The organism is Enterobacter cloacae complex sp. S1, from assembly GCF_014930525.1.
GTDB lineage: Bacteria > Pseudomonadota > Gammaproteobacteria > Enterobacterales > Enterobacteriaceae > Enterobacter > Enterobacter hormaechei_C.
Genome location: NZ_JADBRE010000023.1, coordinates 204211 through 216040, shown reverse-complemented (window position 1 = coordinate 216040; position 11830 = coordinate 204211). Strand labels below are relative to the sequence as shown.

The window sequence follows — 11830 nt, the reverse complement described above, 5'->3', positions numbered from 1 at the left end:
GTGCGGGGTTTTTTGCTTTGTACGTAGAAAACATGCCGGATGGCGGCTTCCCCTTATCCGGCCTACAATTGTTAAAACAATTTTAACAATGGTGCCGCTTTGACTCGTCCCTTTGATTATCAACAAGATTTTGCCAATATTAATTTTCGCGAACATCCCGAACGGTATCAGGTGGGCCGGGGTGAGCAGGGCGTATTGATGGTCGAGCCTTATAAAAGCGAAATCCTGCCACACTGGCGTTATAAAAATGCTGAAGTCGCAGCGCGTTCGGCAGAAGAGATCTACGCACTCTTTGAAGAGTACCGCAGGAATAACGATTTTGTAGGTATGGATATGGCGCGTAAATTCATACAGATGGGCTACACCCGTGCCCGGCGATACGCCAATCATAAAGGCGGTAAAAAGTATGATGAGAAGCGCCAGGTCAAACCCCTCGATCTCGATCCCGTAAAAGCAGAGGCCGCTGCGGTATTCAGAACGTGGTGGGATAAAATTCGTGCCGATGAAGATTATTTGCAGCGAAAAAAGGCGCACCAGCAAGCGTGGGGATAATTACTACGTCCGCTAATAATTCGATACCTGATCGAGTTCACAAAATCCAATGAAACATATTGGAAACATTTTATTTACCTAACGATTCGTTTTAAATCCGGTTTTACTGTTTGTGGGCAATGGCCCGCAATGTGAGACAGGGGATTTTAAAATGACAGAAACCGTAGCCAGTGCAGATACGGATAACACAAGTTTAGCAGGCAAGGATACTCGCCGTCGGGTTTGGGCAATCGTTGGAGCTTCATCGGGGAACCTTGTAGAGTGGTTTGATTTTTACGTCTATTCATTCTGTTCACTCTACTTTGCGCATATCTTTTTCCCGTCAGGGAACACCACTACGCAGCTTCTGCAAACCGCAGGCGTTTTTGCCGCCGGGTTCCTGATGCGTCCCATTGGCGGATGGCTGTTCGGCAGGATCGCCGACAGGAAAGGGCGCAAGACATCCATGCTTATCTCCGTATGCATGATGTGCGTCGGCTCGCTGGTGATTGCCTGCCTGCCCGGATATGACACTATCGGAACATGGGCACCGGCGTTGTTGCTGCTGGCACGCCTGTTCCAGGGGCTGTCAGTAGGTGGCGAATACGGCACCAGCGCGACATACATGAGCGAAGTAGCTGTTGAAGGGCGCAAAGGTTTCTATGCATCATTCCAGTATGTAACCCTCATTGGCGGTCAGCTGCTGGCGTTACTGGTTGTGGTGATCCTTCAACAAATCCTTAGCGATGAAGATTTACGCGCCTGGGGCTGGCGCATCCCGTTTGCCCTGGGGGCTGCCCTGGCGGTTGTGGCGCTGTGGTTACGCCGTCAGCTTGATGAAACCTCCCAGCAGGAGGTCAGGGCGCTGAAAGAAGCCGGTTCGATGAAAGGGCTGTGGCGAAACCGCAAAGCGTTTTTGATGGTATTAGGCTTTACCGCCGCAGGCTCGCTAAGCTTCTATACCTTCACCACCTATATGCAAAAATATCTGGTCAACACCACGGGCATGCATGCTAACGTTGCGAGTGTCGTCATGACGGTGGCGTTACTGGTCTTTATGCTCATCCAGCCGATTGTTGGCGCGCTGTCGGACAAAATAGGTCGCCGCACCTCCATGCTGATCTTTGGTGGCATGCTCACCCTGGGGACTGTTCCGCTTTTGACGGCGCTACAGCATACAACCTCTCCGTATGCCGCTTTCGCTTTGATTATGGTGGCACTTATTATTATTAGTTTTTACACGGCAATCAGTGGCATTTTGAAAGCGGAAATGTTTCCCGCACAGGTGAGGGCGCTGGGCGTAGGCCTCTCTTATGCGGTCGCTAACGCCCTGTTCGGCGGTTCGGCAGAGTATGTCGCGCTATCCCTTAAGTCATGGGGCAGTGAATCGACCTTTTTCTGGTATGTCACCATCATGGGGGCGCTGGCGTTTATTGTCTCCCTGATGCTGCATCGTAAAGGAAAAGGGATCCGCCTTTAATAATGCGCCATCTGCCAGACGGCGTAGCCGGTTGTTGCCCCGGCTACGTCCCAGGCAAAATCTTTCCAGCTCCAGCCGCTTCCCGAGGGGCGGCTATCCCAAAGTTCTTTTGATGCCCCCAGGCTGATGGAGAACATCAGCCCCATTGTGGCACTTCGATCCCGGCTATAACCCTGGTGCAGCGCATATTCATTACCCGCAGCGGACAACATTGCAGACGCCAGAAAGTGTTGAGCTTTATCCTGACCCGACCAGTTATCATTAGCCATATGGCTGCAACCGGTCAGGAAAAGAGGGATTATCAGGAAAGGCGTACGCATTAACAGACTCCATAAAAAAGCCCCGTCGATGACAGGGCTCGTGTATTACAGAATGCGGCTGATGAGGCGGTCGATACGGATCCGACGTAGACGGCGAATCAGCTTGCGAACTTTCACCGGATAATCAGCGATGCTTTGCAGATCGCGATAATGACGAACCACTGTGGTATGCGTGCGTATAAGCTCCAGCTCACGATCGCGTTTCGCGGCTAACGCATGCTGAGGATCGTGAATAAGGATGGCGTTTTCCAGATCCAGACGCCAGGCGCGTGGGTTGAGATTATTACCGGTCAGCAGCATCCAATCATCATCCACCCACATTCCTTTGAGGTGATAGCTGTTATCTTCATCTTTCCAGAGACGCACAACCAGCTGGTCCGTGTTCACATAGTACTGTAAACGGCTCAGGAAGCGGCGCAGGTTAATCTCATAGAGATAAGGCAGTGCGCCGATGATCTTGAAAGGTTGATCTTCCGGAATGAAAAAGTCATTTGCCGTTTTATCCCCGACAATAATTTCCACCTTTTTACCATCACGCAGCAGCTGAATGATATTACGCACCAGAACGGCGGGAAGGTTGAAGTACGGGGTACAGATGGTGAGCTTATGCTCCGCGCACGGCATCAAATGGAAGATGGTCTTGTTCAGCAGGCTGGATTTTCCCAGGCCTACCAGAGGCGTAACGGACAGTTCTTCATTACTGGCATCCCCCTGAAAACGATAAACCGCATCGCGCAGTTCCTGGCGGAAGGAGCGAACGTCGTTTTTGATTTCCGGACTTTTCGGACGATGAGGATCGTCAAGACGGTGCACACCCCGGCCATGAACCAGGTTTTTATCAACCCAGTTGAACATGATGTCGGCCATCTGCGGATTGCGGATCAGATGGTAGCGATCGTAACGGTATTTATCGAGCTGATGGAGATACACATCATTCAGGCTGGCACCGCTATAAAGGACGCTGTCATCAATGATAAATCCTTTAAAATGAAGAACGCCAAGCGCTTCACGGGTATTCACCGGTACGCCATACACCGGGATATCAATACCCGGATTTTCCTGGGCCGTGCGGCAATACCAGTCAGCATTGGTATTCGAGGCAGCGGCACCAATACGGCCGCGCTGAGCACGGTGCCAGTCAACCAGCACGCGAACATCCAGTTCTGGACGCTGACGTTTCGCTTCATAGAGCGCGTTAAGGATCGCACGCCCACCTTCATCTTGTTCAAGATAGAGCGCCACAATACAAATACGTCGCGTAGCGCTGGCAATCTTTTCAAGGAGCGTCTCCCGGAAATGAGCGGGAGCATAAAAGAACTCTACATCATCAACTGACTGAGAAATCTTCGGTAGTTGAGCAAGGTGTTGTTGATGTTTATTACGCTTAAATTTTGACAACATCACAGTGCGTTTCTTCTCTGTTCATTGAAGGGTTGTCTGTACCAGGCAAACAACATAAGCGGACAATGATACCCCAGTGCCGCGAAAAGTGGGTAACATTTCCAGCAGCTTACTCTTGTTTATCCGTCGAAATCAGGCTGAGGGACAGAGAGACAATGCCTTCATCCAGCTGGATATCAACGTCAAAACCGAGCTTCCGCGCCAGGGTCACCATACCCCGATTGTTTGGCATAGTAATGCCATTCAGGCGTGACAATCCGTGATCGCGCGTATAACCAATGAGTTTTTCGAGCAGCCGTCTGCCCAACCCCAAACCCTTAAGATCGGAACGCACCAGTACGGCAAACTCCGCATCCACGTTATCCGGGTCGGAAATGGCACGCGTCACGCCGAGGATCTCCTCTCCCGCTCCGGAACGGCGGACCGCCACAATCGCCATTTCTCGATCGTAGTCGATCTGGGTCATATTGGCTAAATCGTCGTGGGTAAATTCATTGATTTCGCTGAAATAGCGATAGTACAAATCTTCCTTCGTCACCTGCGAGATGAACGCCCGCAGCAGCGGCTCGTCTTCCGGCAGGATAGGGCGAAACAGCGCCCGTTCCCCATTTTTCATCTCCACCCACTCTTCCAGATGAAGAGGATAAGGACGAATGGCGAGACGGCTTTCCCGATCACCGATAAAGGGCGCAATATCCAGCGTCACGTCCAGCGCGGTAAATTCATTTCCGGAGGCAAGAAGGGGGTGGATATCCAGGCGCTGGATCTCCGCACAGTCAACAATGAGGTTGGAGACCTTCACCAGAAACTGGCTTAATCCGGCGATATCAAGCGGCCGCAGAGCGCTTCTCCCGCGGATTTTTTTGCTTTTGATGGCCTGAATAATCAAATAACGCGCCAGGTTCATGTTTAGAGGAGGAAGCGCGACAACCGCCTGTTCTTCTGGCCGCCACTCAACGCCGCCTTCACCCAGCATAATGAGCGGACCAAAAACCGGATCGTGTTCGACAACCACGCGCAGCTCCTGTGCACCCGCACGGTTGGCCATGCTCTGCACCAGCAGGCCGTGGATCCGGGCCTGTGGCCACGTCATTTTTACGCGATCGATAATGGCATCCGCGGCCTGTTGCACTTCTGTCGCGGTGCGCAGATACAGCATGACGCCCTGCACATCCGATTTGTGCGGAATATCGGGAGAGCGCAGCTTCAGCGCGACCGGATAACCAATCTGCTCAGCGATATGTACCGCCTCAGCGCTGTCGCCGGCAATCCAGGTGGGCAGGGTTTGCATCCCATAGCTGCCAAGAATGGGTTGCACCTCATGTGTATCAAGAGAAGTGGCGCCCTCTTCGATGGCCTGCTGCAAAAGCCTGTGCACATCCACCGAATTTGCGGTGAGATTGCCCGGCAGAGCAGGCGTTTCACGCAGCTGCTTCTGGTTGCGGCGGTATTCAACCATATGCATAAACGCGGTAATGGTGCCCTCCGGGGTACGGTAGGTTGGCAACCCGGCTTCACTAAACAGACGCCGTGCCTCCTGCGAGGAGAACTCGCCGCACCAGTTGGTCAGCAGTGTAACGTATTTGCCGCGGGGATGGTTTCGGACCGCCTCAATCAGCGCTCGCGCACTTTCGCTGCCTGGCGCAACCGCGCTGGGCGAATGGATAATCATCAGCGCATCAAAGTCCTGGCTATCCAGCAAAATCGTGATCGCCTTAATGTAACGATCGCTGCTGGCATCATCGCGCAAATCGAGGGGATTATCGGGAACAACGCTTCCCGGTAACGCGTCCCGCAGGCGCTGTAGCGTCTCTTCACCCAGCGTGGCCAGCTTGCCGTTGCGTAGCCAGAGCTCGTCCAGCGCCAGGGCGGCGGGAGCGGCACCGTTGCTGACAATCATCAGCTTTTCACCGCGCAGGGGGCGCATGTGGCTTAACGTTTCGACGGCGGAAAAAAGCTCGTGCGTATCCTGTACCCGCAGTAGACCGGCGCGCTGGATCGCTGCATCCCATGCGGGATCCATCCCGGAACGGGAATGTAGCAGGCGCTGAGCCGCGGGGCTGCGCCCGCTTTTGATGACCAGTATCGGTTTATTTCGCGATGCGCTACGCGACGCCGACACAAAACGACGGGCGTCGCTCAGGTGTTCAAGGTAGAGCAGGATAGCGCTGGTTTTGCTGTCACGCGCCAGGAAATCCAGCAGCTCATCGACGTCAATGTCCAGGCTGTCGCCCAAAGCGATGAAATAGGAAAAACCCATCTCACGCTGCTGCGCCCAGTCGAGGATGGTATTGGATACCGCAGCCGACTGCGAAATAAAGGCCAGTTTGCCTTTACGGATCGGAACCGGGGAAAAACTGGCATTCAGCCCTTGCCAGGGCGCAAGCAGGCCGAGGCTGTTTGGACCTAGAATGCGCATCTGGTAGCGGCTGGCGCAGGCCAGCAGTTCGGGCTGCTGTTCAGGAGGCGAGGAAAGAATAATGCAGGTTTTACAGCCTTTCTGACCGAGCGACTCAAGCAGTTCGAGGTTTCGTTTCGCATGCGTACAGAGCACGGCGAGGTCGGGAACGAAAGGCAGGCTCTGCACATCCGGCCACGCCAGTACTCCCTGTACCGCTTTATAAGCGGGCGTAACAGGCATGACCGGGCCGTTAAACCCGCCAGCCAGCAGGTTACGCATCATCAGATACCCTGCGCGGTCCGGTTTCATCGAGGCGCCAATAACGGCAATGGATTTCGGACGGAGTAGCGCTTCTAACCCTCTCTGGCTCATGCAGGCCTCCCGTGAATGCAAGCGACCTGATGATTTTAAACGCTTTCTGTCTCTGTTGCTGTGACGCTACCCTTATGAACGGTTTTTCCCGCAAGATAACGTTCACGGAAGCAGGAGAAGTGGGAGCCCAGCGCGCCGGCCGCCTGGGTATCGCCCGCCAGATCCAGTAGCGCAATAGCGACTTCAGCGGTGCAATATTGACCGTCGGCATGCGCTTCACGCAAGCGATAGGCCGTAACGCGCGACAGATCGACGGAAATCACCGGCAGCGCATCAAGGTAAGGGCTTTTGCGAAACATCTTTCTCGCTTCGGTCCAGGTGCCGTCGAGCATAATAAACAGCGGCGGCTTACCGGATGGTGGCACCGTAAGCACCTGACGTTGTTCGCCTGCATATGATGCCGGGAAAACGACCATGGGCTGATAGTCCGGGCTTGCCACCAGGTCGAGCAGAGCCTGAGGTGGCTCAGTGCGCGACCACTGAAACGCTGCGGTGTTGGGCAGAATATCGGCGATCAAACGCCCCGTGTTGCTGGGCTTCATCGGTTCGGTATCGAACATGACCAGACAAAAGCGGCTTTTCGCCTCGCTCGGTGCAAGCGTTTCGCACAGACACACTTTCAGCGGTAAAAGGCAGCGCTGGCAGCGGCGAATACGATTGCCTCGGGCCAGAAAAGGGCGGGTGGCGCGCGCAAGGCGCTCGGCGCGTAATTGAAGTACAGCGTTATCAGTCATGGGCGAAAAGGCAGGAAAAACCTCATTTTCGCAGAGGAGCGAACGGGGCACAAGGTATGCCCCGTGAATGTTACAGGGATTCGTTTAACCAGCTGTCGAAAGGCGCTTTCGGTACTGCACCATTGAGCATATCGATCACTTCACCATTTTTGAAAATCATAATGGTTGGAATGCTGCGAATGCGAAAACGGGCGCTGAGTTCACGTTCCACTTCGGTATTCACTTTGACAAAACGCATTTTCCCGCTGCGCTCTTCAGCCACGTCTTCGAAGATGGGCGCAAAGTTACGGCAGGGGCCGCACCACGGTGCCCAGAAATCGACCACAACAGGCAGATCGTCCTTGAGGAGTTTGTCCAGCGTAGCACCCGTCGCGTTAATGACATCGCCATCAAATAATTCGTGGCCACAACGCCCGCATTTCGCACCGTCATCCATCCGGTCGTCCGGAATGCGGTTTACAGCCTGACAGTTGGCACATACGGTATTCATAACTAACCTCTGATAGAGCCGTGGAACAACGGCAGAACGCCGATAATGTTTCTGATATGTTACATATTATCAGTGAGCTTGTATGAAACGACAATGCGTTTTATTCAATGGGAACAATAGTCACAGGCTTTTGTACGAAATTATGGCTATGAGCTTGCACATCGGGTAATCTGCGCGCTTCGCGCAGCGCTGGTGGAGAAAAGCATGAACGACGAAATGAAAAACAAAAGCGGCAAGGTCAAAGTGATGTATGTCCGCAGTGATGATGACTCTGATAAACGCACCCAAAATCCGCGTACCGGAAAAGGTGGCGGGCGTCCGGCGTCTTCTCGTGCAGACGGTGGCCGTCGCCCCGCCCGCGATGACAGAAATAACCGCGGCGATGACCGCAAACGTGATGACCGTAAGCGTGACGATCGCAAACGCGATGATGTTGTCCGTGACGGTGGCTCGCCATGGCGTACCGTTTCTCGCGCGCCCGGTGAAGAGGCGACCGAAAAAGCCGATCACGGCGGTATCAGCGGAAAAAGCTTTATCGATCCGGAAGTGCTGCGTCGTCAGCGTGCGGAAGAGACCCGTGTCTACGGTGAGAACGCCTGTCAGGCCCTGTTCCAGAGCCGCCCGGAGTGTATCGTTCGTGCATGGTTTATTCAGAGCGTGACCCCGCGCTTTAAAGAAGCGCTGCGCTGGATGGCGGCGAACCGTAAAGCCTATCACGTGGTTGACGATGCCGAGCTGACAAAAGCGTCCGGGACTGAACACCACGGCGGCGTCTGCTTCCTGATCAAAAAACGTAACGGCACTACCGTGCAGCAGTGGGTCAGCCAGGCGGATGCCGATGACTGCGTGCTGGCGCTGGAAGATGTGGGTAACCCGCATAACCTGGGCGCTATGATGCGTAGCTGCGCGCACTTTGGCGTGAAAGGCGTTCTGTTGCAGGATGCCGCGCTGCTGGAATCCGGTGCGGCGATTCGTACTGCGGAAGGCGGTGCAGAGCATGTTCAGCCGATCACCGGCGACAGCGTGCTGGAAGCCCTGGAGCAATTCCGTAAAGCGGGCTACACCATTGTCACCACCTCAAGCCGTGCCGCTACGCCGCTGTTTAAAGCGACGTTGCCGCGCAAAATGGTGCTGGTGTTAGGTCAGGAGCGTGATGGTCTGTCTGATGCGGCACTCTCCAGCGCTGACCTGAGCGTCTCTATCGACGGCACTGGCAACGTTGAAAGCCTGAACGTATCCGTTGCGACCGGCGTGCTGCTGGCGGAATGGTGGCGTCAGAACAAGGCATAAGCCTTTTATGTGCCGGGCCCTGACCCGGCACATTCAAACCCTACTCGCTCTCTGCCGGTAACACAGGCATCCAGTCAATCGGCTTTTCGCCACGCTTTTCCAGCCACTCATTCGTCAGAACAAAATGATTACTGCCAAAGAAACCGCGATGCGCAGACAGCGGCGACGGGTGCGGTGCCTTCAGCACGTAATGACGCTGACGATCGATAATCGCCCCTTTCTTTTGGGCATGCGAACCCCAGAGTAAAAACACGACGCCTTCACGATGCTCATTGATCAGGCTGATAACCTTATCGGTAAAGGTTTCCCATCCCAGACTGGCGTGGGAGTGTGCCTGACCCGCCCGGACGGTTAATACGGTATTCAGCAACAGCACGCCCTGGCGCGCCCAGCTTTCCAGATAACCGTGATTAGGGCGGGTAAAACCCGGAATCGTTCCTTCCAGCTCTTTATACATATTCAGCAGAGAAGGGGGGATGGCCACGCCCGGACGCACGGAAAATGCCAGTCCGTGAGCCTGCCCGGGGCCGTGGTACGGATCCTGCCCCAGGATAACCACCTTTACATCACTCAGTTCGGTGTAGCGGAAGGCGTTAAACACATCTTTCTGCGGCGGATAAATTGTCTGGCCGGCCTGCCGTTCAGCCGCAACGGTACTGAGGGTGTTAATAAAATAGGGCTGCTGCTTCTCTTCTGCCAGCACGTCATGCCAGGTTAGAGGTGTTGTCATCTCGCTCTCCTGCGAATCTCATTCTGTGTCTAGCTTACCTGCTAAACCCCAATGAGCAAAATTACCCGCGGAAAAGCAGGCTAAGTGTCTCAATTTATGTTGAAAACCAGGCAGGATAAGTTGAATTGGTAAACCTTTAAAATTGATCTAAAACAAAAAATACAGACCACACTCTTTGTGTGGTTGGTGGTTTTGTTGATTTAAATCAATAAATCACCCGGGTCTGAATGTTATATATACACACAACAAACAATGGTTTTACCAATTGGCCGCAAAAGGCCAGCATCAGTTAATGTAGCCTAAGGGAGGCAACACATGATTACAGGTATCCAGATTACTAAAGCTGCAAATGACGATCTGCTGAACTCTTTCTGGCTGCTGGACAGCGAGAAAAACGAAGCGCGCTGTGTAGTAGCGAAAGCAGGTTTTGCGGAAGACGAAATCGTTCCGGTGAGCAAACTGGGCGAAATTGAATACCGTGAAATTCCAATGCAAGTGCAACCAGAAGTACGCGTGGAAGGTGGTCAGCACCTGAACGTTAACGTCCTGCGTCGCGAAACGCTGATGGATGCCGTTGAGCACCCGGAAAAATACCCGCAGCTGACCATCCGTGTGTCTGGCTATGCGGTGCGTTTCAACTCTCTGACCCCGGAACAGCAGCGCGACGTTATCGCGCGTACCTTTACTGAAAGCCTGTAAAGTTCAGCTTCGGGGGTGGAATAAAAAAGCCGGGAATGTCCCGGCTTTTTTTTTACTCTTCAGTTTTTGTCTCTGGCGCAGCAGAACTTGGCTTACGGCGCTTACCAATATTTTTGGTATCGCGGTGGCGCTGTTTAACGCGCGGCTTCTCTTTTTCTTTCTCTTTTCTCTCAGCACGTTTCGCGAGCGCTTTCTTGGACGGTTTACCCGTCATTTTTTCACTCGGCGCACGTGTGGTCGGACGAAGCCCGTCAATCACGCGAGCTTTCAGCGGCTCCTCAACGTAGCGGCCAATTTTCTGTAGCAGCAAATGGTCGTGCGCTTCTACCAGAGAGATAGCAATACCTTTGCGGCCCGCACGGCCGGTACGACCAATACGGTGCAGGTAAGTATCACCGCTGCGCGGCATATCAAAGTTGATTACGTGGCTCACGTCCGGGATGTCGATCCCGCGCGCGGCAACATCGGTGGCAACCAGCACATTCACGCGGCCATCGGTCAGGCGCTTAATCCCTTCGGTTCGCTTAACCTGCGCCATTTCACCTTCGAGATAGCAGTTGTTAATGCCGGCGTTGCGCAGCATTTCTGCCAGCTCATGTACGCGCTCACGTTTGCGTACGAAGACGATGGTACGGGTTGCCTCTTCCTGCTTCAGCAGGTGTTTCAACAACTCAACCTTATGCTCAAGGTTATCTGCGCGGTAGTACCACTGGTGGATCTTCTTACGCTCACGGGTCGATGGCGTAGCGGACACTTCCACCGGATCTTCCAGCAGACGTTCGGCGAAATCTTTAATGGCATCCCCTTCAAGGGTTGCCGAGAACAGCATTGTCTGATTACGCCAGCGCGTTTCACCCGCGATGTGTTCGATATCCTGGGCAAAGCCCATGTCCAGCATGCGGTCAGCTTCATCGAGAATCAGCGTTTCCACCGCGCGGCAGTCGAAGTTCTCTTCTTTTATGTATTGCAGCAGACGGCCCGTCGTCGCGACAACGATATCCTGGTTTTCGCTGAACACTTCGGCGTGGTTCATATACGCTACGCCGCCGGTGATGGTCGCGATATCCAGATGGGTGTTCGCCGCCAGCTCACGCGCGTGTTCGGCAACCTGCATCGCCAGTTCACGGGTCGGGGTCAGGATCAAAATGCGCGGCGGGCCTGATTTTTTACGCGGAAAGTCGAGCAAATGCTGCAACACAGGCAGCAAGTAGGCTGCTGTCTTCCCCGTGCCGGTTGGCGCAGAACCGAGCACATCGCGGCCCTCAAGCGCAGGCGGAATGGCCGCGGCCTGAATGGCGGTCGGGCGTGTAAAGCCTTTGCTCTCAAGGGCATTGAGCAGGCTTTCATCGAGTTCAAGTTCGGAAAAAGTCGTTACAGTCATG

11 protein-coding genes are annotated in these 11830 nt (G+C 54.0%); 4 read left to right on the top strand and 7 right to left on the bottom strand.

Annotation, left to right across the window (positions count from 1 at the left end):
• Positions 1 to 99 precede the first annotated feature (99 nt).
• Positions 100 to 552, top strand: a complete 453-nt coding sequence (locus IM290_RS16505; RefSeq protein ID WP_193042373.1) for a DUF4385 domain-containing protein — start codon at positions 100 to 102, stop codon at positions 550 to 552.
• A gap of 151 nt (positions 553 to 703) precedes the next feature.
• Positions 704 to 2011, top strand: a complete 1308-nt coding sequence (locus IM290_RS16500; protein ID WP_017383558.1) for an MFS family transporter — start codon at positions 704 to 706, stop codon at positions 2009 to 2011.
• Here the strand turns inward: IM290_RS16500 and IM290_RS16495 are convergent.
• From IM290_RS16495 to trxC, 5 genes are all read right to left on the bottom strand, one after another.
• Positions 2008 to 2331 (bottom strand): YfiM family lipoprotein, encoded by a 324-nt coding sequence (locus IM290_RS16495; protein WP_003860739.1) that lies wholly within the window; start codon positions 2329 to 2331, stop codon positions 2008 to 2010. The genes IM290_RS16500 and IM290_RS16495 overlap by 4 nt on opposite strands.
• Positions 2332 to 2376: 45 nt before the next feature.
• Positions 2377 to 3732 (bottom strand): CDP-diacylglycerol--serine O-phosphatidyltransferase, encoded by a 1356-nt coding sequence (gene pssA / locus IM290_RS16490; protein WP_032654627.1) that lies wholly within the window; start codon positions 3730 to 3732, stop codon positions 2377 to 2379.
• Positions 3733 to 3841: 109 nt separating this feature from the next.
• The gene (gene pat, locus IM290_RS16485; RefSeq protein ID WP_017692865.1) at positions 3842 to 6505 is read right to left on the bottom strand and encodes a protein lysine acetyltransferase; all 2664 of its coding nucleotides are present in this window, start codon (positions 6503 to 6505) and stop codon (positions 3842 to 3844) included.
• Positions 6506 to 6540: 35 nt separating this feature from the next.
• Positions 6541 to 7239 (bottom strand): tRNA-uridine aminocarboxypropyltransferase, encoded by a 699-nt coding sequence (gene tapT / locus IM290_RS16480; RefSeq protein ID WP_193042372.1) that lies wholly within the window; start codon positions 7237 to 7239, stop codon positions 6541 to 6543.
• Positions 7240 to 7309: 70 nt separating this feature from the next.
• Entirely contained in the window at positions 7310 to 7729 is a 420-nt protein-coding gene (trxC, locus tag IM290_RS16475) for a thioredoxin TrxC (protein ID WP_193042371.1), read from the bottom strand.
• 204 nt (positions 7730 to 7933) lie between these two features.
• On the opposite strand from trxC, the gene IM290_RS16470 reads away from it, so the two are divergent.
• Entirely contained in the window at positions 7934 to 9019 is a 1086-nt protein-coding gene (locus IM290_RS16470; RefSeq protein ID WP_017383555.1) for a tRNA/rRNA methyltransferase, read from the top strand.
• A 40-nt stretch (positions 9020 to 9059) separates the two neighbouring features.
• Here IM290_RS16470 and ung read toward each other — a convergent pair whose 3' ends face one another.
• The gene (gene ung, locus IM290_RS16465; protein WP_032654620.1) at positions 9060 to 9749 is read right to left on the bottom strand and encodes a uracil-DNA glycosylase; all 690 of its coding nucleotides are present in this window, start codon (positions 9747 to 9749) and stop codon (positions 9060 to 9062) included.
• Positions 9750 to 10064: 315 nt separating this feature from the next.
• On the opposite strand from ung, the gene grcA reads away from it, so the two are divergent.
• A complete protein-coding gene (grcA, locus tag IM290_RS16460; protein WP_003860727.1) occupies positions 10065 to 10448 on the top strand; it encodes an autonomous glycyl radical cofactor GrcA in 384 nt (127 codons plus the stop codon).
• Between the two features lie 52 nt (positions 10449 to 10500).
• Here grcA and srmB read toward each other — a convergent pair whose 3' ends face one another.
• Positions 10501 to 11829: an ATP-dependent RNA helicase SrmB gene (gene srmB / locus IM290_RS16455; protein WP_017383554.1), complete on the bottom strand. Its 1329-nt coding sequence runs from the start codon at positions 11827 to 11829 to the stop codon at positions 10501 to 10503.
• Position 11830: the final 1 nt, after the last annotated feature.

Coding starts and splice junctions, on each gene's coding strand:
- IM290_RS16500 (WP_017383558.1), top strand. CDS start 704: ATGACAGAAACCGTAGCCAGTGCAGATACGGATAACACAAGTTTAGCA.
- srmB (WP_017383554.1), bottom strand. CDS start 11,829: ATGACTGTAACGACTTTTTCCGAACTTGAACTCGATGAAAGCCTGCTC.
- pat (WP_017692865.1), bottom strand. CDS start 6,505: ATGAGCCAGAGAGGGTTAGAAGCGCTACTCCGTCCGAAATCCATTGCC.
- pssA (WP_032654627.1), bottom strand. CDS start 3,732: ATGTTGTCAAAATTTAAGCGTAATAAACATCAACAACACCTTGCTCAA.
- tapT (WP_193042372.1), bottom strand. CDS start 7,239: ATGACTGATAACGCTGTACTTCAATTACGCGCCGAGCGCCTTGCGCGC.
- grcA (WP_003860727.1), top strand. CDS start 10,065: ATGATTACAGGTATCCAGATTACTAAAGCTGCAAATGACGATCTGCTG.
- trxC (WP_193042371.1), bottom strand. CDS start 7,729: ATGAATACCGTATGTGCCAACTGTCAGGCTGTAAACCGCATTCCGGAC.
- IM290_RS16470 (WP_017383555.1), top strand. CDS start 7,934: ATGAACGACGAAATGAAAAACAAAAGCGGCAAGGTCAAAGTGATGTAT.
- IM290_RS16495 (WP_003860739.1), bottom strand. CDS start 2,331: ATGCGTACGCCTTTCCTGATAATCCCTCTTTTCCTGACCGGTTGCAGC.
- ung (WP_032654620.1), bottom strand. CDS start 9,749: ATGACAACACCTCTAACCTGGCATGACGTGCTGGCAGAAGAGAAGCAG.